The organism is Bacteroides sp. HF-162 (genome assembly GCF_015679285.1).
Lineage (GTDB): Bacteria > Bacteroidota > Bacteroidia > Bacteroidales > Bacteroidaceae > Bacteroides > Bacteroides uniformis.
The window spans coordinates 2,545,276-2,570,460 of sequence record NZ_CP064937.1 but is presented as its reverse complement, the minus strand read 5'-3'; the positions used below and the strand labels follow the sequence as shown (position 1 = coordinate 2,570,460).

The window sequence follows — 25,185 nt, the reverse complement described above, 5'->3', positions numbered from 1 at the left end:
GGCTACAAAATTACGATTAAAATTTGAATTCCGCCGTTAATCTTACATATATAATACAGAAAAAAGGGATGTCTGATAGTATCAAACATCCCTCCGCTGGTTTTTTCATTAATTATTTCAAATGAATTTTGTATGTCAGCCCTCCCGTGAAATATTTCATCCTCTGCATTTCGACCTGCACATGCAGATGCTTGAACAGCAGATAAGTGGCTCCCAAAGCAAAGTCCTTGGAGTCGTACTCCGCTATCACCCTCAACTGCGGATGGAAGGAGGGATTGTAGGTGACACCCAGTGCAAAGCCATTCAGTTTGTACTCCTTGCGGTTGTTGTAAAGGTAGGAAAGATGGACACCGATCTCCTCCTTACCCACAACGGGTATATGCTTGGAGGCGGCAATATAGAAACGGCTGTAATAGCCGTTACCTTCCGTGGTGCCTACCTGGCCACCACCGGAGGAAGTGAACGGGTCGGACGTCCCCAGCACGACAGCCGGCATGTATTTCCAGAACTGCCCCTCCTTCAACACACGCAGACGGGCGGAAAAGTAGCGGTCCTGGTTCGTGAACCCGCTATACCCGTATGGCTTCAATCCCAACGCCTCCGCCTTGAAGAGCGTACACGTGTAGGCCACTTCCAGAAAGGGGAAGATGGTGACGTTCAGGAAATAGTTGTAGGTATGATAGTACCAGGTGGGCGGTGTGAGCTCCTTGTTCAGGAAGTTGCCGCCGACCATGAAAGTCTTGTCGCGCTGCATCTCTGCAGAGGGCGCATGCAACAGCCCGGTTGTACCATACGTCAACTGGGAAAAGGCCGAAAGGGAAAGGCTGCAAAACAGAACGATAAAGAATAGCTTAAACTTCATCATCACATATAAATTCAGTCGCTGATAAAAAATGGGTTGCTTTATAACATACATCGGACATAGTACCAAAAAAAGGCGTCTGAGTCCCAGACGCCTTCATTTTTAGAGTCTATTTGTCACTTGGAGTGTATTATTCCAGGATAACTACGCGGTTCAGGAAGTTCTTGCCGAACATGTTTTCAGTACCACCGAATCCTACGAGTTCAAGCTGGTCCTTGTCAACACCCTGAGCAATCAAAGCGTCGTAAACAACCTGGGCACGCTTTTCGGACAGCTTCTGGTTCCAAGAAGCGCTACCGGTAGCCTTGTCAGCATAACCTGCAACTTTGTACTTCTTGTCCGGATTAGCCTTCAGAATCTTGGCAGCCAGTTCGATGTTAACCTTGCCATAGTCGTCCAGACGGGCGCTGCCAATCTTGAAGAAGATGGCACGCGGACCGGCAACTTCAACTTCCTTGGTCACTTCCTTAACTTCAGGTTTAGCGTTGGCCAGTGCATTCTTGCAGTTAGCCAGGTCAGCCTGAGCCTGAGCCAGTTCACTTCTATATCTGTTGATTTCCGCATTGACTGCGTCTTCGTCAATCTTAGAAACCGGAACGAACTTCTTACCGCCGAAGATGTAGCTAACACCTGCGGTCAGCATACCTGTACCTTCAGCCTTGCGATGGCTGCTGATATTACCGAAAATGGACGGAGCGATGGCACCGCGAGCTTCTACGTCAATGGCCCACTTGGTGTTGATATTGAACTTCAAGCCCAAACCGGCAGAAGCGCCGATACGTGCACGCATTTCTGCTTCACCGGCAGGAGCCATAGACTGCGAAGTACCATCAGCACTAATTGTAACATCCACATTTTGAGATTTTGCTACAGAAATTTGAGGTCCCAAGAAACCGTAAACTTCGAAGAAACGGTTAGGATTAGCACCGGCAAACAATGTAGAAAGATTGATCATTGCATCAATGTTACCACCTACATAAGTCTTGTTGTGTTCCCAGTATGCATCATCCAAACACAAATGCTGAGTAATACCGTTTACCTGAGCACGTACCCCCCAAGTCGGAGTAATCAGCTTACCAACTGACACGCTGAAATGCGGAGCAATCTTATTGAAACCGTCATTGTTGATGGCGTGGATACCACCACCTACACTGACAAAAATATTATCGCTCCATTTCGGAGTGTAGTAGTTCGTTTTTTCCTGTGCATTCAGATTTGCTGCACAAGCGCCTGCCAATAGTAAGGAGGCTATCATTAATTTACTTTTCATTTTCTCTTGAGTTTAAGATAAATAACAACTAAAACTTCTATTAATCAAGTTCACCAACACCACCACCGGCATTGCCTTCACCATGACCATGACCATGACCGTGGCTATGACCGTGACCAGGAATATCCTGATTTTCAGAGACACTCAATTTAGAAGTAGTATAATCATCAACCTTAATAGAACCCAAAGCATCAGCCTTAGTCACAGCTTGTTTCACAACATTATACTCAGTCGTTACAATTGTATAAGTTATAGAAGCCGTTGTTCTTGAGTTAGCATAAACAGAATATTCACCATCTTTTGTTGATTCAATATGTTCCGTATAGGTATTTTCAAGCGTATTGAAGAAAGATTCAATAGCAGCACGTTCAATAAGATCGTCTGTGTTGATTTTTTTTGAACCTTCTACAACTTTGGCACCGCTCTTTTCTACATAAGTAAATGAAGGGATAGAATACCAATAAAGTTCATAATTATCCCACACTTTTTCTTTTGTTTTTTCATCTGTAGATGTAGTGGGTACTGCTACAATCTTAGTCTCAGCATCTTCTTCCTGAAGAATGATAGTCGGAGTCAGAGTAGCAAATTGCCCAGCTTGCAAAGCAGGAACCTTAACTGTAACAGTTGCACTCAAACCATTATAAGAAGCTGTAACATCAACACTCTTAGCAGCCAGAGTAGGATTACCAGTAAATGTCAACTCTGCAGGTGCGATAGTGGCTTGGCCAGTTACATCTGTAGTAACACCATCCTCTATAGCAAGCACAATCGGACTAATAACAGCTTGTGCATTAGTAGGAGTTACATTAACGTTGAACTCTTCCTTCTCACAAGAAGTTAAAGTTGTAGCTAAAGCTACTACGGCTAACGCAAATACTGCACTTATGCCGTTTAAGAATTTAATCTTTTTCATCTCAATTAATTAATTAAAAATTTAACAATTCTGACTTAATAAAATATGGGTTAAAACTATTTTCTTCCATTATATTGTCACTAACTTCCGCTTTATACTGTCTATAATAGTACCTTTCATTACCTGCATTATAAACAATGCCCATATTAGCAGAGGTATTCACACGAGGTATATATCCTTTCCTTTTATATTTATAAGGAGGTAATGCCACTTGAAATCGGAAGCCTCCATTCATCTTTGCATGTTCTGCTTTCATTGCATAGAAACCAATCGAACAATAGCGAAAATGACGAATCATTTCAAATTTAACACCTTTCTCCTTCAATAAATACTGTTCTGCTTTCAGATTAAACTGAGTGTTAAATTGCGGCCAATAAAAGCTACCGCCCAAAGACCAAGTAACAAGTGCTGTCGAAGGATCATATACATAGCGAAATCCGCTCCAATATCCCATTCCTGTATACCCAATCCGAGCCATTAAGGAAAAGCGTTCATCCTTAAAAGGGCGATAAAATTCGGCGTCCACTCCATATTGGTCAGCACTAAAACATCCCACAGTCACTTTACCAAACACATTATACGGTAATCTAAAACGCTGTGAAATTGTAATATGTCCTGGATGAACTTTATCTTCAAACCTTCCATACCCATCATTATAAACCGGTATTTTCAACTGTGCCGTTAATTTCATACCTTTCCATAACGAAACTTCTATCGCAGGACTCAAATCAAACAAGACCTGGTAAATCTGTGTAATCACCAGATTCTTGAAAGCTAATTGAGGATACACCAATACATCAATCTTGAACAAAGAACTATTTTTCAACTTTATTTTCCGTGCATTTTTCCAAGTATCACCCAATTCATAGCTTACATTCCAGTCATCACGTTCTGCTTGGAGCACCGAATCCCCCTTTATGGGATGATAATAAAGAGAAATCTGAGGTACATTATTGTCCAGAACTATTATCCGGCATGACTTTTCTTCCGGTAAACCCATCTTTTGAATAACATCCACCGCTTTGCCTATGCCTACGCCTTGCAAACGATATGCAGAGTTCTGCAGAACATACACACGTTCATTGCCATCTTCTGTCCATCCAACATTTTCAAATCCCATTTCCACTAAAGCATCTACAGTACTTTCCCCCGTTTGGCAAATCCCTTTTAAAGGGAGCAAACAGTATAAAAAGAACGCTGCACACAGTGCTATTGTTTTAGTATTTAGGCACTTTCTTATGTTAGAGTTTTTATACCTCATCTTTTTCAACCATTTTTTGTGTTCGTATAACACAAAATATGCTGCAAAAATAGACACATTTTTAATAATACCAAAGATTTTTATATGAAAAAATGAAATAATGTTGTTTTTTCTTCAAAAGCCCCCAACAAATACTCAGAATGTTTATATGAAGTATATTAGCTATCTTAAAATCCTTAATATAGCTGTGCATAATTACTATACAGAATGTTGTTTTTTGTGCCAAATAGTCATTTTTCAGATGTTTTTGCTAATTCACTTTTCTCTGAAAAAGGATAAATAGAAGAAATATCTGCAAGAATTAAAGAGAATGACAAATTGCACTTCGCATTTAACCAACCCCTATGATATATTAGGAATTAAATCAATAGCTTTCTTTTTACTTTCATCTACAAGCTTTGCATAAATTTGTGTTGTTTGTATATTGGTATGTCCCAATAGTTTGGAGACCGTATATAAATCTACTCCCAGTGTCAGCATCATTGTTGCATGTGTGTGGCGCGCTGTATAAGTAATATTTAGAAATGCAATAAAAAACAGAATGACGAGAATTAAACGTAAAACGTTTATAATTAAGCATTTTGCAAGAATTGCAGAACAGACATACCTGCAAAAGAAAACAAAATATTGCGACGTTTCAGTTACCAGACTGTTAGCCGCCTGTTTCGGAAACAACGGCAGGTAACCGAATTTTTACCGATAGGAACAAAGCGGATTTGTATTCACTGTTTATCAATGTTTTGCATGCCAAAGGACGCTTTTCAAAGGAGTATTTTTACAACCTAAAAAAGAGCGTTATGAAAGTGGAAAAATTCAAGGTGCTGCTCTACCTGAAAAAGAGCGAGCCGGACAAGACCGGCAAGGCCCCGATCATGGGACGGATCACCCTCAACCGCACGATGGTGCAGTTCAGCTGCAAGCTCTCCTGTACCCCCGGGCTATGGAACGCGCGTGAGAGCCGATTGAATGGCAAGAGCCGGGAAGCGGTGGAGACCAATGAAAAGATAGAGAGGCTGCTGCTTGCCGTACACTCGGCCTTCAATTCCCTCATGGAAAGGAAAAAGGATTTCGATGCCGCCGCGGTCAGGGACATGTTCCAGGGTAACGCGGGCATGCAGATGACCCTGCTCAAACTTCTCGACCGGCACAACGAGGAGATGAAGACCCGTGTCGGCGTGGACCGTGCGCCGACGACAATGTCGACCTACGTGTACACCCGGCGCACTCTTGCCGAATTCATCAAAACGGAATTCAAGGTCTCGGACCTCGCCTTCGGACAGCTCAACGAGCAGTTCATCCGTGACTATCAGGATTTCTGCCTGGAAAAGAAGAGACTGGCGATGGAGACGGTGCGCCATTACCTGTCCATCCTGAAAAAGATCTGCCGCATCGCCTACAAGGAGGGCCACTCGGAGAAATACCATTTCTGCCACTTCAAGCTGCCCAAGCAGAAGGAGACAACACCGAAAGCACTCAGCCGTGAGAATTTCGAGAAGCTGCGTGATCTGGAGATACCGGAAAAACGCAGGTCACATGTCATCACCCGGGACCTCTTCCTCTTCGCCTGTTACACCGGCACCGCCTATGCCGATGCGGTAAGCATCACCCGGAAGAACCTCTTCCGGGATGACGAGGGCAGCCTCTGGCTGAAATACCAGCGAAAGAAAACCGACTACCTCGGACGTGTCAAGCTGCTTCCGGAAGCCGTCGCGTTGATTGAGAAATACCGGGACGATACCCGCGAGACTCTTTTCCCGCCGGGACTACCACACGCTCAGGGCCAATATGAAATCCCTGCGCCTGATGGCAGGGCTGAGCCAGGACCTTGTCTACCACATGGGACGGCATTCTTTCGCCTCGCTGGTCACGCTCGAGGAGGGAGTGCCGATAGAGACCATCTGCAAAATGCTGGGACACTCCAACATAAAGACCACCCAGATATACGCGCGCGTAACCCCGAAGAAGCTGTTCGAGGACATGGACAGGTTCGTCGAGGCAACTCGCGATTTGAAACTTATCCTTTAATCCCTAAACAATCATTATCATGCGCAGTACATTCAAGCTCTTATTCTACATCAACCGTAACAAGGTGAAATCGGACGGCACGACCGCCGTCCTCTGCCGGATCAGCATCGACGGAAAGAAATCGGCTGTCACGACAGGCATCTATTGCAAACCCGGAGACTGGGACAGCAAGAAGTGTGAAATCAAAACAGCCAGGGAGAACAACCGCCTTGCCGCCTTCCGAAGCCGGCTGGAAGAGGCGTACGGGAACCTGCTGAGGAACCAGGGAGTGGTCACGGCCGAGCTGCTCAAGACCACCGTATCCGGTGCCAATTCCGTGCCGGAATACCTCCTGCAGGCCGGAGAGGTGGAACGCGAACGGCTTAGGGTCCGCTCCAAGGAGATCAATTCCACCTCCACCTACCGCCAGTCGAAGACCACGCAGCTTAACCTCAGGCAGTTCATCGAATCCCGTGGGATGAAGGACATCGCCTTTTCGGACATCACCGAAGAGTTCGCCGAATCGTTCAAGGTCTTTCTCAAGAAGGAGCTGGGACACAGGAACGGACACGTGAACCACTGCCTGTGCTGGCTCAACCGGCTCATCTACATCGCCGTGGACCGGGAAGTATTGCGTGCCAACCCGATAGAGGACGTGGCATACGAGAGGAAAGAAGCACCTAAACTAAGGCATATCAGCCGCAGTGAACTGAAGCGGATGATGGAAACCCCGCTGCCCGACCCGATGATGGAGCTGGCGCGCAGGACGTTCATCTTCTCCTCGCTGACCGGTCTGGCTTACGCGGATACGAGGGCTCTCCATCCCCGTCACATCGGAACGACCTCGGAAGGAAGAAGGTATATCCGCATCCGCCGCGCCAAAACGGACGTGGAGGCGTTCATCCCGCTGCATCCCATAGCCGGACAGATACTGGATCTTTACAACACCACGGATGACGACAGGCCGGTATTCCCGCTGCCGGTCCGCGATGTCCTCTGGTACGAGGTACATGGAATGGGCGTGGCATTAGGCATGAAAGAGAACCTGTCCTACCACATGGCCCGGCATTCGTTCGGGACCCTGACACTGACCGCGGGCATTCCGATAGAGAGCATCGCCAGGATAATGGGCCATACGAATATCGACAGCACGCAGGTCTACGCCCAGGTCACCGACCGGAAGATATCCTCGGACATGGACCGGCTGATGGAAAGAAGAAAGCCTGCGGCCGGCAAGGAAGCCGCAGGCTAAATAAAAAAATGCCGCCGGAATTGTATTTACGATTCCGGCGGCAATCCTTAAACTTGAATACGATATTATACCAATGCTGCGTGATAGTTCTCCTCCAACAGCTTCTCGATGTCCGACTGCCTGTACAGGATCTTCCCGCCAAGCTGGATATAGGGAATCCGCCCTTGGTCCCTGTAATCCTGCAGGCACCTGCGGCTGATCCTCAACGTTCCGGAAAGCTCTCTGTCAGTCAGGAACCGTTCCCCGTTGAAGGGAGGACGGTTGTCACGGGCAAGATGCTCCACTTTTTTCTCCATGTTGTCCAGCAGGGCAAAGAACCTGCGGACACGTTCGTTCTCCTTGTCGATAATGCCTTCCATCTCTTCCGCTCTTTAAAGGTTTCCGTTCTTCCTTCCTTCTCTCATTGCCTTCTCCTTGCGTCTGATGCCGACGTAGGCCATCAGCTTCTCCACATCCTCTGGCTTGTAATAGAACTTGCGCTGGAGGCGGGTGAACGCCAGCCGTCCGGTATCGCGGAGTGTCTGCAGGGTACGTGGCGAGATGTCAAGGCGCAGGCAGACATCCTGGCCGTCCAGTCACTCTCCGGGTTCCTTACAGCGGTTTCTCTCATACAGTCTGTCCACATGTGCGGACAGGTTCTCGGCGCGTGCCAGCATCCTCTCAAGGACACCGGCCTCGATGTAGCATATTTCCATATTTTTCAACTTGTTTAAATGTCAGTGCGAATATAAGGGAAGAAACCATGAGAGGCAAGTGCGACCGGTACACTGGCAGGAATAGTCATGGATAGTCGGTTTTTGTCATATGGGAAGGAAAAATACTCCGTAGCCGGTCGGTTTTCACGACCCCCTTTGGAAAACCTGAAGGACGGGTGCGTCACGGCGATGAAAAAAGAAAAATCCCCACCGGAAGTGAAGCGACCCCAAACCGGCAGGGAGTGTAATAATAAAGGAACGGACTGTTCAGCCCTTGATGTAACCGTACTTTTTCAGGTCGTCCATGAAATGCTCCGGCGTGTCGGTCCTCACCGTCACCCCGTGCAGTTCCCTGTACCGCCCGGAGAAATTCACCATGTACTCCCCGTCGGTGCACCCGCTGTCAAACCAGCTGCCCTCACGCAGGACGCGTACAAACTCGGAAGGGCCGGAGGCGGCAATCCTGCCGCCATCCGCCCAAATACCTGATCTCGTTTTTTTTATTATCGGTATTTCAAATGTCTCAAAAGCCTCTTTGACAGGTTACCATCCAGGATGATCGCCTGAATTCGCATGTACCGGATTTTCTATTTACCAGATTTCATAATGGTTCCTGCCATCCGTTTTTTCTCTGCGGCTGTCGCTTTTTTCCTCGTGGCATCATGGTCTGTTACCGGATAGGAAAAGCCATCTCCATCACAACCATGAATTATAGTGTAGCCATATTTGTATATAGCCGTATGATACGCTATCCGGATAATGCTATCACAGAATTGCGATATAGCCGGATATCAAAATAGGGATAGCCGGGAGCGAAGGGAGCACGCATCCTTCCGGATATAGATATCTCAAAATCTCCATTTGCAGAAGTGTATAAATATCAATCCATTAATGGAGACGATGAAGAAAAACAATAAGGCGTATACGGCTACCTGTTATTCTCCATTTACAGATGTGTAGAAGTTTCAATCCATTAATGGAGACGATGAAAAAACAATAAGGCGTATACGGCTACCTGTTATTCTCCATTTGCAGAAGTGTAGAAGTAGCAATCCGTTAATGGAGACGATGAAGAAAAACAATAAGGCGTATACGGCTACCTGTTATTCTCCATTTGCAGAAGTGTAGAAGTAGCAATCCATTAATGGACAATAGGGCATGTAAAGGGCAGATTTTCCGTATATTCGCCTCCTTATCCCCGAATTATGGGCGTAAGTCACATGGTCATGGAGATATATCTATCCTTTAATGGGGAGAACAGCCGGCAAATATCTGATGGAAAAGCCCCACAAACCACAGGAAAATAGCCACACAATGGTCTGATACACAATAATTATTGGAGAAACATGGTCCGCTCCTGCGGACAGCAAGTTGTGTTTTCGTTAAACGAAAATCGTACGGTTTAACGGCAACCTGCCGCCAAACCGTCCCTACCCCCTGATGCTCCGGAGTCGTGGGGGATAAGCTACCGGCATGTTCCATGTCCCTTTGGCATGGGATCCTGCGGATGAATCCGGGCACAGAAAGGCGATTTTCGCATAATTTTTCACAAGGTAGTTCCAGAAAAAACTGGTAGCAAGACTTTGCTGGAAGGACTAAACAAGAAGGTGAAAGGAGTGATGTACACCCGCAATGCCCTTGTCCTTTTTCGACTGGGATGCATAAAGGAAGCGAAATATTTTATAAGTGGTTTCTTTCCACCAACCCTTCTGGTTGGTGGAAGCAGATTACCATTCAGTAGATACCAGTTCTGAAAGATGTAAACAACTTGTTTCTTAGATAGCCTTATAAATATGCTACTACTTATTACAGTTCATTTGGAAATGTTATTCTCACTTTTATTCCTCCGCTTTTTCACTTGCTCCACTGCTTCAGATATGATTCCCTTGTTTTCAAAACGCTGCGTGTAATTGGTATAATCCGGATGAATACGTTCGTAAGTTGGGTCAGTGAATAAAGGACTCGTAATAATGTGGTCCGCAGTCGAACGGTTACAGCAGAAAACAATATTTTCAACTCCAGCCAGTCTGGTCAATGCTTTCACATCCGTATCGTGCGGCTGTAGTGTCATCGGATCTGTAAAAAAGAACAGATAGTCTATTTCTCCTTCTACGATCCGCGAACCAATTTGCTGGTCACCTCCTAAAGGACCAGATTTCAGGATTGTGATATCCCATTTGATTTCAGGATGTTTTTCTTCAAGGGCTTTTTTAATTAGTGTACCGGTTGTACCCGTACAATAGAATTTATGTCCTATCAGACGTTCCGAGTTCCAGAGAACCCACTCTATCATGTCTTTTTTCATTGCATCGTGTGCAACAAGCCCAATTCTTCGAACAATTGTTTTCATAAAGCTAAATTATTTTTATATGATAAATTATAATAACAAGAAAAAACTAATTCTATTGAAGGCCGGAGGATGACCGGATAAGTCTGAGCAATTCTTTGTTTGCCCGGCTATCCATGATGGTTTCCCGTTTTTCTTCAAAAAGATTGAGTGTTGTGGAGCATTCCCCACAGATGTCAATGCCCACTACCTGTTCTTTCTGAAGAATAACAGCCAGCAGTTTCTCCAATTCCCATAAGCTGAGAGAACCTTGATCCCAGTTTGTTGCTGCCGAAGCCGGATTCAAGACATCCTTGTCTATGGAAATGTAAACCGGCCCGTTGATATGTCCGGAAGAAAAGTCCTGCCAACCCTCTTCGTGCATGAGCGTAGTTTCACTGTAAAACCGGACTTGTCTTTCATATCCTTTCGGCACAGCCTGTATCAGTTTGTCTGAAGCACCTACGATAATTACTTTCTTGCAGTTGTTGTTATGGTCCAATATATCCTTTACCCAACTTCCGCAAGAAAGTATGTTGTCAAACAACGGTGGCTGCATATCGGGATGGTGGTCGAACACAATCAGCGAAAACGGAGTTTCGAGTTTGTCTGTCCAGAATTTAGTCAAATAATGATAATTGCCTGAATCGATGAAATGGACTCCCTCCGCCGGATAATCAGCAATCATCCGCTTCAAAGCCAAAGTACCATCCCTGTCACAGTAGCCCTCTGTACCATAAAGATGACGACAGTCCAGCCATATAAACTTATTGTTCCGGGCAAACGCCTCGTAGTCATACACTCCCGTGAAGTTCATGATGATGATCGGCCATGCTATCCGTTTATCTGTTTTTTGATTTTGCCCGCTCATACGTTGTTTTTGCATATCCTTTTACTGTTCATTAAAACCATCGTACATAACAGAAATCTTGCCGGTGAGGTAACAAAGCATTCTTGGGATACATACGGAAGGCCTGCTTGAAGCTTCCGGCGTTGAAAATGCCGGATGTCGCCTTAAAGGTATATAAATTCCCATTCTTGGAAACTGACGAAAGGGGAATTACCTCATATATGTGATCCTGACCGCCTTCATGCCTGATAATGACCGATTCTATTCCGATTGCGTCATCCAGGCCTTTCTCATCAACGACAACCGTCACCTCATATTCCTTTCCGGCTTCAACCGTGGCATTCAGCCCATTCCCAGCCTCTATGGATTTGATTTCTATGGCATCCCATCTGCTCCGGACGTTTGCTTTCCAGTCAGCCATCATTTTCGCCTTCGCAAAGTTGTCGGCTGCCAGAATATGGAAATGCTCTGACAGCTTGTTATAGAACCTGTCATAGTAGTCGTCCAACTGTCTTTTCATGGTAAAATGGGGAGCGATTTGTGCGATTGAGTTCTTGATATACTTGACCCAGTTTTCCGAATAGTTCTTCCCCCCATGCTCGTAATATAGTGGCAGGATGTCATGCTCCAACAAATAATAGATGGCTTCGGCATCCAGCTGGTTTTGGTACTGTTCATTCTGATAAGTACTTTTATCGGTCAGTGCCCATCCGGCATCCTTGCGGTATCCTTCATACCACCAACCGTCCAGCACGGAGAAATTAAGCACACCGTTCATCAATGCCTTCTCGCCCGACGTACCCGAAGCTTCTGCCAACCGCGTAGGGGTATTCATCCAGATATCCACACCCGAGATAAGATGGCGCGCCAGGTCCATGTCGTAATTCTCCAAGAATATGATTTTACCTAAAAATTCCGGGCGCCGGGATATTTCCACGATTTGCTTGATCAGTCCCTGCCCGGCACCGTCATTGGGATGGGCTTTGCCTGCAAAGATGAACTGTACCGGATATTTCGGATTATTCACGATCCTAGCAAGTCGGTCTATATCCGTGAACAGAAGATGAGCCCTCTTATATGTAGCAAAACGGCGTCCGAAACCTATTAGAAGGGCATCGGGATTGAATCTCTCAAAAATGGAAACGCTCAATGCCGGATCAACCTGACTCCTGAGCCAGTCCTTGCTGCATTTGCTTTTGATATAGTCCAGCAATTTTGCTTTCTGTTTTAACCGGGTATTCCATATCTCTTCATCTGGGATGCCATAGACAGCCTCCCAGATTTTCTGATTGGACTGGTCACAGAAAAAGTTCTCATCAAAATTGTCCTTGAAAAGCTTTTTCCATTCTGCCGCACACCAGGTAGGCAGATGTACCCCGTTGGTTACATAACCCACATGGTTCTCTTCCGGGAAGTATCCCTTCCAGATCGGCGCAAACATTTGCTGGGATACCGATTTATGTAACTTGCTGACGCCGTTTACCTCCTGGCAGGTCTTGCAGGCGAAGACAGACATGCAGAAACGTTCCTCCTTGTCTCCCGGATTGTGACGCCCGAGATCCATCAGGTTATCCCAGGTTATACCCAACTTGCCAGGATATCCCTTCATATATTTATTGAAAAGCCCTTCGTCAAAATAATCATGACCAGCGGGTACGGGAGTATGTACGGTATAAAGTGAGGAAGCACGTACCAGCTCCATGGCCTGCCCAAAATTCAAGCCGCCATTTATGTAATCACAAAGCCGCTGGATATTGATCAATGCGGCATGCCCCTCATTACAGTGATATACATCCTTCGTTATACCCAAAGCTTTCAGCGTCATCATCCCGCCTATGCCAAGCAGAATTTCCTGTTTTAGCCGATTCTCCCAGTCACCTCCATACAGATGGTGAGTGATAGGGCGGTCAAACTCGCTGTTGAGTTCATTGTCCGTATCCAGCAGATAAAGGGGGATACGCCCCACACTGGCTTTCCAAACATTGGCATGTACCACAAAACTGTCGGCATAGGGGACGTGGATTACCAGTTGTTTCCCATCCGGTTGCATTACCTTTTCAATCGGGAGCTGCCCGAAATTCTGCGCTTTATAATTGACTGTCTGCTGGCCGTCCATGGAAAGCGACTGGTCAAAATAACCGTAACGGTACAAAAGTCCTATGGCACAAAGGTCCACATTGCTGTCCGACGCCTCTTTCAGGTAATCCCCCGCCAACATTCCCAAACCACCGGAATATATCTTAAGAACTTCATCCAAGCCGTATTCCATGCTGAAATAAGCTATTGACGGGCGCTGGTGGTCCGGTTCCACATCGATGTATTTTTTGAAGGCGGAATAGACGGCATCCATTTTATAGACAAAGTTCTCATCATGTGCCAGCGCTACCAGCTTTTCATAATTTATCCGCTCCAGAAACAATACCGGATTCTGTTCCACCTCTTTCCAAAGTCCCGGGTCCAAATCACAATACAGTTTCTTTACGTCATCATTCCATGTCCACCAGAGATTATGTGCGATTTCTGCAAGCTTCCGCAGTTCTGCAGGAAGATGTGAACCTACTGTAATCTCCCTCCATTGAGGGGTATTTACATTATAACTTGAATATTCCATGACATTTTATATTAAATTAAATAAGTTCTAATCTTTATTCAATCCTTTTATTATTTTTCGTTTACCGACAATCCATACCGTATCATTCTCCTTGAAAATTGTATCAGGGTCTGGATTCATAATATTCACGGTACTTCTCTCTATTCCGATAATGATGCTATCCGATATGTCTGCCTCCCGGATCGTCTTTCCGATCAATGGTGAACCTCCTTCGACAGGAAATTGCCCTATTTCCATCTCATCCTGCGAGGATGTTCCGTTCCCGTTCCTTTCTACCTTCTTTTGCTCCATGGATGTCCGGAAGCTTTCCAACTGCCGGTCCGTACCTACGACCGTAACCTTGTCATATGGATAGAGATGCTCTTCCCCTTGTGGTATATCCAGGCGTTTTTCTCCACGGGTGATTGAAATCACATTTATCTGAAACAAGGTGCGCAGGCTGCTTTCTTTTAATGTTCTGCCCACATATATGGAATCAGGGGATACTGTGAAATCCGCCAAATGTAATTCCTTGAACGGGATATTGCTGCCAAGGGTGGAGCCTGTATCACTTTCTGTAGAAAGTCCATTCCCATCCGTCCCTTGAAAGTTTGCCATAAATTGTCTCTCTATAGTCAGCGACCGTTTCTTGATCCGCTTGGAGAAATAAATGACGGCAATGATAAGGGAAGAAACTACCAGCCCGGCTCCCAAGGCAACATTGAAAAGATGGGTAATGATACTCATCATGATAATCGTGCAAATCAGTATTTTGACAAGTACGATTGATACCAAAGGCCCTCTGTTGAACTTGTTGTCCGTCCAGAGTTTACGGAACTCGGCTGAATTGTTCTTTTTCATGATGATGGCCCATAGAAACGGGGATATGACAAGAAAGATGATGATGAAGCCCAACAAGTTCCCTTCCATTCCCGGCAGACTTTTCCTAATCAAAGGATGCACATAGGAAAAATATAAAGTGATGAAAAAAACGCATACGACCAGATAGAGTGTGACAGACACCAGCATAGACCGGATCAGTTTATGCCAAGTGCCCTGGTGTTTTACAGTCATTGCCCCGGACGTATAGTGTACGAGATAATCTTTCAGGAATCCAGGCATGTGGATGTCTATAAACCGGTATGCCGGTTCCGAAAGCCGTATCATATAGGGGGTAAGAAAAGTCGTTATGACAGATACGGCCACTATGACCGGATAGAGATACTTGTCCGTGACATTCAGACTGACGCCTAAAGATGCGATGATGAATGCGAACTCACCGACCTGTGTCAGTGAAAAGCCGGACTGTATGGCAATTTTCAACGGCTGGCCGGAAAGCAGGACACCAAAGCTCCCGAACAGGACCTGACCGGACAGTACCAGCAATGTCAGGATAAGAATAGGGACGGCATATTCCCACATCATGGCAGGATCGATCATCATTCCCACCGACACGAAAAATATGGAAGCGAACAGGTCTTTTACCGGCTGTACGATATGTGCGATTTTTTCCGCTTCAACGGTCTCTGCCAGCAGGGACCCCATGACAAAGGCTCCCAATGCGGCAGAAAATCCCGCTTTTGTCGCAATCATCACCATTCCCAGGCAAAGTCCCAGAGAGGTTATCAATAAAATCTCGTTGCTGGTGAAACGGCGTATCTTCTTCAGCAGGGTAGGTATCAGATAGATACCCAATGCCGACCAGAAAATCAGGAAAGCGGCCAGCTTCAATATACTTTCCAGCATCTCCTTCCCTTCAAAATGTTTGCCTACCGCCAACGTGGAAAGAATAACCATCATCACTACCGCCACCAGATCTTCGATGACAAGAATCCCCAAGACAATGCCGGTGAATTTCTGTTGGAGAAGTCCCATGTCATTGAAGGCCTTGAATACGATGGCCGTGGACGACATGGACAACATTCCACCCAGAAAAATACTGCTCATGTGGGAGAACCCCATTGCATTCCCCGCTGTATAGCCTATGAACATCATGCCACATACAATAGTGACAGTGGCAACGATAGCCGTAATGCCCACATTTATCAATTTCTTGAACGAAAAGTCCAGTCCCATCGCGAACAGCAGAAAAATGACACCGATGTCCGCCCATATTTTGATATTGGCAGGATCGGAAACAGTCGGGACCAGGGAAACGGAAGGACCCGCCATAATACCGGCTACAATGTAGCCCAATATGACCGGTTGCTTCAGCCACTTGAAAATGACGGTTACAATACCGGCAATAATCAGAATTATGGCAAGATCCGATATTAAAGGAGCAACTTCTGACATATTAACGGTTATTTTAGATCGATAATTCGTTAAGGACCCGGATCAGGCTTTTGTCAATAGGCTTGTCCTTTTTGATTGCCTGGACAAAAGGAACATAAACAATCTCGTTGTTCCGTATGCCTATCATAACATTTCGCTGGCCTTCCATTAAGACCTGGATTGCGGCTTCACCCAGCCGGCTTGCCAGTATGCGGTCATTGGCACTCGGAGCGCCACCCCGTTGCAGATGGCCCAGGATAGAAACCCTGACATCATATCCGGGATATTCCTTCTTTACCCGGTCGGCGTAATACATGGCACCTCCATTCTTGTTTTCAGGACTTTCGGTCACAATTACGATGCTGCTGTTTTTCGTCTTTCTGAATCCACGTCCGATGAATGTTTCCAACTGGTCCACGTCCGTCCGGTCTTCCGGAATGATGGCCGCTTCAGCACCGGAAGCTATTGCGCTGTTTTGTGCCAGGAAGCCCGCATCACGCCCCATCACCTCGACAAAGAAAATGCGGTCGTGCGAGGTGGCCGTATCCCGGATTTTGTCCACACACTCCACGATGGTGTTCAGGGCCGTATCATATCCTATGGTAAAATCGGTGCCGTACAGATCATTGTCAATGGTGCCGGGCAATCCTATGCACGTCACATCATACTCCTCCGCAAAGATCCGGGCTCCCGTCAGGGAACCGTCTCCACCGATAATTATCAATGCATTGATGTTCTCTTTCTGTATGATCTCATAAGCTTTCTTGCGTCCTTCGGGAGTGATGAAAGTCTCGGAGCGGGCTGTTTTCAGTATGGTACCTCCCCTCTGGATAATGCTGCTTACGTCTTCCGTAGTGAGTTCTTTCACTTCACCGGCAATCAGCCCCTCGTAACCTCTATAAATTCCTTTCACTTTAAATCCGTTAAAAATAGCGGCGCGGGTCACGGCACGGATAGCCGCGTTCATTCCGGAAGCGTCCCCTCCGGAAGTCAGAATTCCTATATATTCATCTTTTTTCATCTATCTCAGTTCTTGTTTTGTTTCATTCTGCCAATATAGCTTTCAGTTTTTTCCGGCAGTGAAAAATACGGCTCTTTATAGTTCCCAAACTCACGCCGGTTCTTTCCGCTATCTCACGGTATTTGAATCCTGACAGGTACATCTCAAAAGGTATGAAATGTGACTCCGGTACACTTTTGATGGCATTACGTATCTTTTCCAGGTCATAGTTCTTGTCCACCTCCTCTGTACGGGACTCGTCCATGATCCGCGAATAATATGCAGGATCGGAGGATATGTACAGGCGGGTATGACCGACCTCCGCCCGGTAACCGTTGATAAACGTGTTGCGCATGATGATAAACAGCCACCCTTTGAAATTCGTGTTCTTGTTGTAACTTTCTTTGTGAAGCATTGCCTTGAGCAGGGTATCCTGCAACAGGTCTTCCGCCTTCTCCCTGTTAGCTGTCAGTTTGTACGCAAAACGGAACAGTTCGTCCTGTACGCCAAGTAGTTCTTTTTCAAAATTGAATTCCTTCATCGGTTGTGCCGGTTCCCTGTTCCGGAAGTGTCTGTTAAAGGTCGGACGGCTTTTCCGAACAAGAAAAGCCTGTCCGACCTTACGACATTCCAGATCTGGAATTATTTAACCTCGATAGCCTTGAAAGTTTTTTGTTTTTCTTCCTCCTTCATTTTCGGGATTTCAATGGACAGAATCCCGTGTTCGACTTTTGCGGAGATCTTATCCTTCTCCACATTTTCAGGCAGCAGGATGGTCTGCTGGAACTTGGAATATGAGAATTCGCGGCGGAGATACTTCTTGTCTTTCTTCTCCTCCTTCTTCTCTTCTTTCTTTTCCATGCAGATTGTCAGGTTGTTGTTCTCGTCAACATTCACCTTGAAATCATCCTTTGTCATTCCGGGAGCCGCCATTTCAACCTTGTAGTCCTTGTCATTCTCAATGACATTGATGGCAGGAGCCGTAACTCCCGTTTTTGCCAGCCACTCATTCTCGAAGAAATCGTTAAAAATACTCGGCAACCAGTTTGAGTTTGTTTTTACAGGTACCATTTTTACCTCCTTTTTTAATTGTTAATAAATAAAATATTCAAAAAGACAATACAATCCAGTCTGATTGACTGACTTTTATCGTCTGATCATACCTTGTTCGGCTACAGCCTTTGTCCGTTTCCGTATCTCTTCCGGGTTTCCAAGGTAGTAGTCCTTGACAAGAACCAGTCTGTCGTCAAATTCAAAGACATAAGGAACCGCCGTAGGCAGGTTCAGGTTGGAAATATCCGTATCGGAAATCCCTTTGAGATGCTTGATGATTCCGCGCAGGCTGTTGCCATGGGCGACTACCAGCAGGCTGTCCTTATACATCAATGCGGGAAAGATGATGCATTCCCAGTAAGGCATGACACGCCCAATAGCATCTTTCAGGGATTCCGTACGGGGAAGTTCCCTATCTGGCACACCGGCATAGCGGATATCCATGCCCGGATTACGGGGATCATCTTTGCCTACCGGAGCGGGAGCCACGTCATAGCTTCTTCGCCAGATGTGTACTTGTTCTTCACCATATTGGACCGTCGTCTCACTCTTATTCAGTCCTTGAAGCATGCCGTAATGCTTCTCGTTCAGCCGCCAGGTCTTTTCAACCGGAATCCAGTCTTCATCCAGCCGGTCCAGGACACAGTTCAACGTTTTTACGGCACGTTTCAAGTAAGAAGTGTAAGCTGCCTCAAAAGAAAATCCGGCCTCCCGTAATGCATCGCCTGCCTTGCAGGCTTCTTCGACTCCTTTCTCGCTTAAATCCACGTCCGTCCATCCGGTAAAACGGTTTTCTTTGTTCCATAGGCTTTCGCCATGACGTAATAACACTATTCTTTTCATGGATACTTCTCCTTTATGCAATGGTTATTGAAGAATCCAGATATACGTCCTGAATGGTGTTCAGAAGTTGAACTCCGTCTTTCATCGGTTTCTGGAAAGCCTTACGACCGCTGATCAGCCCCATACCACCTGCACGCTTGTTTACTACTGCCGTTACGACGGCATCATGCAGGTCGGATTCCCCATGGGATTCCCCGCCCGAGTTGATCAATCCGACACGTCCCATATAGCCATTCGCCACCTGATAACGACAAAGGTCTATCGGATGGTCAGTGGTCAGTTCCGAATACATACGCTCGTTTGTCTTTCCGAATCCGATAGCCTTGAAACCGCCGTTATTGGATGGGAGCTTCTGCTTCACGATATCGGCTTTGATGGTAACCCCGATATGGTTGGCTTGTCCTGTTAAATCGGCAGCGGCATGATAGTCGGTTTCATCCTTTTTGAAGCTGCTGTTTCTCAAATAGCACCATAAAATAGTAGCCATTCCCAGTTCGTGGGCATATTCAAAAGCCTGTGACACTTCTACTATCTGGCGGCGGCTTTGTTCCGAACCGAAATAAATGGTAGCGCCGACAGCTACAGCACCCATGTTCCATGCCTCTTTTACCGTACCGAACATTACCTGGTCGTAGCTGTTCGGATAAGTCAACAGCTCGTTATGGTTCAACTTCACGATGAAAGGAATCTTATGGGCGTACTTACGTGCCACAGCTCCCAGAACTCCGAATGTGGATGCCACGGCGTTGCATCCTCCTTCAATGGCCAGCTTTATGATGTTTTCGGGATCGAAATAAAGCGGATTGGGGGCGAAAGACGCTCCTGCAGAATGTTCTATCCCCTGATCCACCGGCAGGATGGAGACATACCCGGTATTGGCCAAACGCCCGTGCCCGTACAGGGCTTGTAGGCTCTCCAAGGTGCGTATATTCCTGTCGGAATTCATCCATACCTTATCTATCATATCCGGTCCCGGAATATGGATAAGTTGTTTGTCTATCGTCTTACATGTATGGTTCAGGTAGTACTCAGCCTGTCCTCCCAATAAATCTACTATTTTCATCTTATTTATTTTTATTGATTATTCTGGTTTATGACTCCCGTTCACCCAGTTTTGCATCCATAAAAAGGATAGCACTGTCTCCGGCTTTCCTTAGCCGACTAACAATATTGAGTACATTCGCTTCTTCTTCTACCTGCTCACGAACAAATTGCCACAAGAAGTTCTGAGTGGCATTGTCTTTCTCTTCGGATGCTACCTGTACCAATTCATCAATCAGTTTGGAAACATGTTTTTCATGCTCCAAAGCATGTTCGAATACTTCAACAAGGTTACCCCAACCTTGTGGAACCACATCGACCTTGTCCACTTTCGGGGTTGCCTCACGCTTAATCATGTACTCAGCAATGGCATATGCATGCCCGATCTCTTCTGCAGATTGTTTCTGCATCCAGCGAGCCATTCCGGAAAAGCCCTCTCTTTCCAGATAAAAAGACATCGATAAATACAGGTTGGCAGACCATAATTCTGCTGTGATTTGCTCATTCAGGGCATTTTGCAATTTTTCAGTCATGACGAATCAAACTTTTAATGTTAATAATAAATCCAAATTATCTCTCTTCTTTAAGAACAAGCATGGGCTTGTTTCAAAATTTCAATTAATACCGGACGTATCCCGCTGATAAAACATTCCACGGCGATCACCATCAGAATAAGTCCCATCAGTCTCATCATTACATTGTTTCCCGTCTCTCCCAAGATTTTTAAAAGCTGGGTGGACGCGCACAGAATAAAGAATGAAAGAATGCAGACCAAAGCGATTACGCCAAGCAATACTATTTTGAAAGTATATTCCGAAGCATCTTCCATCAATGTTATTCCACTGGAAATCGCTCCCGGACCGCATAACATCGGAATGGCAAGAGGTGTGATGGTTATATCTTTGGAATATTCTTTTCGTTCAGTTTCATTCAGTTTCACATGGGTGAAATGTGCCTGCAACATATCATATCCGATTTTAAAGATGATGATACCTCCCACAATCCGGAATCCGTCTGTTGAGATGCCGAAAAAATGAAACAGGAACCTGCCCGATAATGTAAAAAGGACTAATATGATAAATGCAATGGTACATGCTTTCAAGGCGATACATCTGCGTTCTTTCGTATCCATTCCATCAGTCATTTGCAGGAATACCGGCATCACTCCAAGCGGGTCCATCAAGGTGAATAGCGAAGTGAAACACAATGTTATATATACAAATATATCCATGATGACATATATTTTATTGTCGATTATTATATCGCAAAAAACATACCAGATAGCATTCTGCAATATTAAATTTTGCAGAATATCAATCTTAAATCCATACCGTCAAAAATAAGGTAGTCTCCGTTCGTTTTCCTTGGCGAGGATACGTAATAATTCCATAAATACCGTACTTACATATATACGGTCTGCATACAGCCCGCTGATGAAAGAATGGAAGGACATGTTCACATTCCGGCATAATATGAGAAATGTGTTTACCTGACATGATATGTACTGCTCGTGTTCAAGCAATTCATTCAGGGCATTCAATGGCGTTGTCCATTCATGTGTATCCCGTTTCATTTCATTGATTGCAACACATCCTCCATCATGGCATATCCGATTCATCATCTGATAAACCTTGTTCATATTGTCCTGTGCTTGGGAGTTTAGCCAGGAGCTAAGTATTGGAAGCCGTTCATCTTCAAAATAGACCTGCAATGACAGGTATAAACCGGTTGACCATATTTCTGTATTGATCAACTCATTCATGGCGTTTTCTATTCGTTTATCCATTATCACTCTGAATATTGAAAATCCATTACTAATATTATGTGTTATTCCCTGTATATAAAAATTCCATTCGATTGTGGGTAACCCATAAAACGGAATTCTTAAACGAGGCTTAAATAATAGGATACTTATCCGCATAGACAAATTGTCACAAAAAATAGTGCTATGGTGTCTTTTTGTCTTGTCTTCCTTGCAGAATATCCAATAAGATATCCAGTTCTCTTTCTATTCCTTCAATCTTATCGGAAATACAGTCCAAAGTATTATGGTGCAGACTAGCTTTACAGTCCTGCAACTCTCTTGATAGAGAAAGTACCTGCAACCAAAGTTCTTCCTCTGTGTGACAGGGGGAGTTACTATTATCTAGTACCATAGAAGGAGAAGGCAGAAAAGTGTCTTGGCATGTAATTTGTATGATTATGATAATGAACGGTATGTCCCGAAAAAGACAGGATGGAAATGAAAGGATAGAATATTCCACAAAAGACAGTAACAAACGAAGGGGGGAAGTCGTTGGAGACAGTTGTCTCGCTTTTAAAACAAGTTGCTTTCATAATGTTTATAATAAGCCAACCCTGTTCCGTGGAGTTGTGTTTATATAAAGTCAAGCGTGGGAACTTTGGTATTACCGTTCAGAAGTATCCCCATACTCAACAACATATAATACACAAAGCCCCACGCCTATATATAACAAAAATCTATATAAATAGTACGTGGAGCGTCCAATGTATTATCCAATTGTTGTTTCGAAATTGGGGATTTCCTGAACTTGGATAATGCCTTAACGCTTTACTATAAATCTTCTATTTTTAAAAGACTAATACAAATGTAATAAAAGAAATGAATTCTTTCAAAGGAAATATCTCCTTTTTTAAGGGGTGGCTTAATTTTTCTTCATTAAAAGTCTTAGAATTACTGCCTGCCAAAGCCCGTCACAATTTTTTTGAAATCCTCAAGCTGTACATTAAGCTCTATATAGTACAAGCAGAAAAACAGACCATGATGCCGCAGGCAGTATAGGCCATAACCCACTCTTCCGTGAGTATCTTATCTATTTGACAATAATAAAAATGTAAAGGAGGATAATGGCATGGACAATATTCGTATCCCAATACATATAGGTTAACATATAAGGGAAAATGGTCACGGAGCCCACAAACCGTAGAATGAAAAAATATATTTCCATCGTGCACGGTTTATGCCTCTATCCGGATATTTGGCCGGTGCCGCAAAATGCACAATGCATACTCCATAAAAAACACCAGGGAGGAAAAATAAGTCATACTGAACAACGCCTGTCTGTAATGGGTCATGGATACAAATGGACTACAGATAATGGCTGCAATGGATATAACGATACAATCAAGCACAAAATAATGTACGAACGTGCCTATCAGTTGCATTTGGATGAAGCAGTACCACTTCATGCGATGTTTGGTTAGATTGAGTATGGATATAGGGGCTTAAAAATTAGACAGATACAAATTTACTAAAAAAGGAGAGGCTGTCTCAAAAGAGGTGTTTACAAACTTACTTTTGAAGATTTCATCCTTTCAAACTGCTTTTTCGTTGCCATAAGCCTCCTAAGAGGCTACTTTTGCAAGATTATATGCTATGGCTAGCAGGGCGAACTCAATTTCAACCTTCTTAAATCCACGAAGATGGAACCTCTTGAAGTGCTTGTTGTTCTTGAGGTTTCCAAATACGGCTTCCACATCCTGTGGTCGCTGACTGCGATATTTCAGACCTTCATCAGAGAGTAGCTTTTCACGTTCTCTTTCCTTGATTTTCCTCAGACGGTGATTTACCTGTACAATCCTTTCCGAGCGGCTTCTGTAGCACCGGCATCTTAACGGGCAGTCCTTATAGTTACGTGCCTTGTATCTTGATATGGTCTGCACAAAACCGTTGTTTGTTACCCGCCTTGCATCGGAGAGTCTTTCCATTCTCTGTCCCGTAGGACAATACATGCCGTCGGTTTCTTCGTTATGAAAATAATTGTACTTTATAAAGGTTTCAATGCCATGTCTGAAAGCATACAGATAGTTCTCTTCACTTCCGTATCCGGCATCACAGACAGACACGTCAGGGTATCTGCCGTAGAGGGAATGGAAATCATCCATATGCAGAGGATAGGTGGAGGTATCGCCCAACACTGATGGATGGTATAGTTCAGAATGAACTGTTTATTGGTACTGAACTGGGGATTGTATCCGGGTTTGAGTTGTCTGTTCTTCATATGGTCATCTTTCATGCGCATGAAAGTAGCATCATTGTCTGTCTTTGAGTAGCTGTTACGTCCGTCAAGTATCTTTCCCTGCGATTCATATTTCTTGAGCTGTTCAGGCCATGACTTCCTTACACGTCTTACCTTCGCTTTCATCTTCTTGTCAGCATCCACTCCATTCAGGGCATCATCTATCTGCCCGAGTGCCTTTTCCACTTTCTCCGGGGTGATATCCTGATAGGCAACCGGAGCGGAATCACGCAGTTCCTGCTTGGTGAGGGACTCGGCGTATTGCCATATCTCCTCAAGCTGTTCCGCGATTCTGGATATGCGGGTATGTATAGATTTGCCCCCCAGACGAACGTATAACGGTTGGCGTTCACCTCCATCTTCGTCCCGTCAGTACAGGCCACATCCAGACTTACAAAACCTTCCGCCACGAGAAACTTTACAATGGTTGCAAATATCGTCTTCAGCACATCCTTTAGCCGGCTGCTGCGGAAACGGTTGATGGTATTATGGTCAGGAGTTACATTGCCGGTAAGCCACATGAAGCGTATGTCATTACGACAGAACTCTTCTATGCGACGGCTGGAATAGATATTACGCAAATGCATAGACAAGAATCTGAAGCATCATGCGTGGGTGGTACGCAGAACAGCCTTTAGGGGAATACTTACGGTAAAGTGCTTCAAGGTTTATCTGTTCAATGATGCGGTGAACAACCCGGACCGGATCGTTCCGGGGAATAAAATCGCCTAAACATGGAGGTAAAAGCAGATTATCGTTGGATGTGTAACTTTTAAACATTATCTTTGGGATATCTTACTTGATGCCCTAAGATACAAAAAATTAGGGAGATGGGCAAGTTCTGGCTGAGCGAAGTTAGGGCTTACCCGATTTTTTGCAGACACAAAAAAGGCCATCCCAAAGTTTATTTG

23 protein-coding genes and 2 pseudogenes are annotated in these 25,185 nt (G+C 45.0%); 3 read left to right on the top strand and 22 right to left on the bottom strand.

Going from position 1 to position 25,185, the window contains the following annotated elements; genetic code table 11:
- Positions 1-112 precede the first annotated feature (112 nt).
- The 5 genes from ITJ87_RS10420 to ITJ87_RS10400 all read right to left on the bottom strand — a co-directional run bounded on the left by ITJ87_RS10420 (position 113) and on the right by ITJ87_RS10400 (position 4,897).
- On the bottom strand, positions 113-865 hold the full coding sequence (locus ITJ87_RS10420; protein WP_034523133.1) for a YjbH domain-containing protein: 753 nt from the start codon (positions 863-865) through the stop codon (positions 113-115).
- 127 nt (positions 866-992) lie between these two features.
- A complete protein-coding gene (locus ITJ87_RS10415; RefSeq protein ID WP_005836065.1) occupies positions 993-2,132 on the bottom strand; it encodes an OmpA family protein in 1,140 nt (379 codons plus the stop codon).
- A gap of 40 nt (positions 2,133-2,172) precedes the next feature.
- Complete coding sequence (locus ITJ87_RS10410) at positions 2,173-3,045, bottom strand: DUF3869 domain-containing protein (protein ID WP_117967199.1); 873 nt, start codon at positions 3,043-3,045, stop codon at positions 2,173-2,175.
- Between the two features lie 13 nt (positions 3,046-3,058).
- The gene (locus ITJ87_RS10405; protein ID WP_005836064.1) at positions 3,059-4,306 is read right to left on the bottom strand and encodes a hypothetical protein; all 1,248 of its coding nucleotides are present in this window, start codon (positions 4,304-4,306) and stop codon (positions 3,059-3,061) included.
- Between the two features lie 342 nt (positions 4,307-4,648).
- Entirely contained in the window at positions 4,649-4,897 is a 249-nt protein-coding gene (locus tag ITJ87_RS10400; protein ID WP_310591873.1) for a tyrosine-type recombinase/integrase, read from the bottom strand.
- Between the two features lie 206 nt (positions 4,898-5,103).
- Here ITJ87_RS10400 and ITJ87_RS10395 point away from each other — a divergent pair.
- Together ITJ87_RS10395 and ITJ87_RS10390 are read left to right on the top strand one after the other, a co-directional pair.
- Positions 5,104-6,331, top strand: a pseudogene (locus ITJ87_RS10395) (tyrosine-type recombinase/integrase).
- Positions 6,332-6,350: 19 nt separating this feature from the next.
- Complete coding sequence (locus tag ITJ87_RS10390) at positions 6,351-7,562, top strand: site-specific integrase (protein WP_005825818.1); 1,212 nt, start codon at positions 6,351-6,353, stop codon at positions 7,560-7,562.
- A 65-nt stretch (positions 7,563-7,627) separates the two neighbouring features.
- On the opposite strand, the gene ITJ87_RS10385 is transcribed toward ITJ87_RS10390, so the two are convergent.
- The 16 genes from ITJ87_RS10385 to ITJ87_RS18980 form a co-directional block, all read right to left on the bottom strand.
- Positions 7,628-7,921 carry a helix-turn-helix domain-containing protein gene (locus tag ITJ87_RS10385; protein ID WP_083790987.1) on the bottom strand — a complete coding sequence of 98 codons (294 nt, stop codon included), beginning with the start codon at positions 7,919-7,921 and terminating at the stop codon, positions 7,628-7,630.
- Positions 7,922-7,933: 12 nt separating this feature from the next.
- The gene (locus tag ITJ87_RS10380) at positions 7,934-8,137 is read right to left on the bottom strand and encodes a helix-turn-helix domain-containing protein (protein WP_074668675.1); all 204 of its coding nucleotides are present in this window, start codon (positions 8,135-8,137) and stop codon (positions 7,934-7,936) included.
- 387 nt (positions 8,138-8,524) lie between these two features.
- Positions 8,525-8,740, bottom strand: a complete 216-nt coding sequence (locus ITJ87_RS10375) for a hypothetical protein (protein ID WP_181980959.1) — start codon at positions 8,738-8,740, stop codon at positions 8,525-8,527.
- A 1,330-nt stretch (positions 8,741-10,070) separates the two neighbouring features.
- The gene (locus tag ITJ87_RS10370) at positions 10,071-10,607 is read right to left on the bottom strand and encodes a methylglyoxal synthase (RefSeq protein ID WP_005654459.1); all 537 of its coding nucleotides are present in this window, start codon (positions 10,605-10,607) and stop codon (positions 10,071-10,073) included.
- A gap of 52 nt (positions 10,608-10,659) precedes the next feature.
- Positions 10,660-11,469 (bottom strand): arginase family protein, encoded by an 810-nt coding sequence (locus ITJ87_RS10365; protein ID WP_005825802.1) that lies wholly within the window; start codon positions 11,467-11,469, stop codon positions 10,660-10,662.
- Between the two features lie 16 nt (positions 11,470-11,485).
- Positions 11,486-14,044 (bottom strand): alpha-glucan family phosphorylase, encoded by a 2,559-nt coding sequence (gene glgP, locus ITJ87_RS10360; protein WP_005654457.1) that lies wholly within the window; start codon positions 14,042-14,044, stop codon positions 11,486-11,488.
- Positions 14,045-14,071: 27 nt separating this feature from the next.
- Positions 14,072-16,318, bottom strand: a complete 2,247-nt coding sequence (locus tag ITJ87_RS10355; protein WP_005825801.1) for a cation:proton antiporter — start codon at positions 16,316-16,318, stop codon at positions 14,072-14,074.
- A gap of 13 nt (positions 16,319-16,331) precedes the next feature.
- Positions 16,332-17,318: a 6-phosphofructokinase gene (gene pfkA, locus ITJ87_RS10350; protein WP_195690956.1), complete on the bottom strand. Its 987-nt coding sequence runs from the start codon at positions 17,316-17,318 to the stop codon at positions 16,332-16,334.
- 22 nt (positions 17,319-17,340) lie between these two features.
- The gene (locus ITJ87_RS10345) at positions 17,341-17,838 is read right to left on the bottom strand and encodes an RNA polymerase sigma factor (RefSeq protein ID WP_005825799.1); all 498 of its coding nucleotides are present in this window, start codon (positions 17,836-17,838) and stop codon (positions 17,341-17,343) included.
- A gap of 101 nt (positions 17,839-17,939) precedes the next feature.
- A complete protein-coding gene (locus ITJ87_RS10340; RefSeq protein WP_005825798.1) occupies positions 17,940-18,368 on the bottom strand; it encodes an Hsp20/alpha crystallin family protein in 429 nt (142 codons plus the stop codon).
- Positions 18,369-18,443: 75 nt separating this feature from the next.
- Entirely contained in the window at positions 18,444-19,193 is a 750-nt protein-coding gene (gene gpmA, locus ITJ87_RS10335) for a 2,3-diphosphoglycerate-dependent phosphoglycerate mutase (RefSeq protein ID WP_005825796.1), read from the bottom strand.
- Between the two features lie 13 nt (positions 19,194-19,206).
- Positions 19,207-20,256: a class I fructose-bisphosphate aldolase gene (locus ITJ87_RS10330; protein WP_005825795.1), complete on the bottom strand. Its 1,050-nt coding sequence runs from the start codon at positions 20,254-20,256 to the stop codon at positions 19,207-19,209.
- Positions 20,257-20,284: 28 nt separating this feature from the next.
- Complete coding sequence (locus ITJ87_RS10325; RefSeq protein WP_005825794.1) at positions 20,285-20,767, bottom strand: ferritin; 483 nt, start codon at positions 20,765-20,767, stop codon at positions 20,285-20,287.
- Between the two features lie 50 nt (positions 20,768-20,817).
- Positions 20,818-21,465 (bottom strand): MarC family protein, encoded by a 648-nt coding sequence (locus ITJ87_RS10320; protein WP_005851956.1) that lies wholly within the window; start codon positions 21,463-21,465, stop codon positions 20,818-20,820.
- Between the two features lie 102 nt (positions 21,466-21,567).
- On the bottom strand, positions 21,568-21,996 hold the full coding sequence (locus ITJ87_RS10315; RefSeq protein ID WP_005851954.1) for a ferritin-like domain-containing protein: 429 nt from the start codon (positions 21,994-21,996) through the stop codon (positions 21,568-21,570).
- 184 nt (positions 21,997-22,180) lie between these two features.
- Complete coding sequence (locus tag ITJ87_RS18980; protein WP_005654431.1) at positions 22,181-22,390, bottom strand: hypothetical protein; 210 nt, start codon at positions 22,388-22,390, stop codon at positions 22,181-22,183.
- Positions 22,391-23,183: 793 nt separating this feature from the next.
- Between ITJ87_RS18980 and ITJ87_RS10310 the strand changes: the two genes are divergently transcribed.
- Positions 23,184-23,459, top strand: a complete 276-nt coding sequence (locus ITJ87_RS10310) for a hypothetical protein (RefSeq protein WP_151881457.1) — start codon at positions 23,184-23,186, stop codon at positions 23,457-23,459.
- A gap of 141 nt (positions 23,460-23,600) precedes the next feature.
- On the opposite strand, the pseudogene ITJ87_RS10305 reads toward ITJ87_RS10310, so the two are convergent.
- Positions 23,601-25,054 (bottom strand): annotated as a pseudogene (locus ITJ87_RS10305) (IS1182 family transposase).
- Positions 25,055-25,185 lie beyond the last annotated feature (131 nt).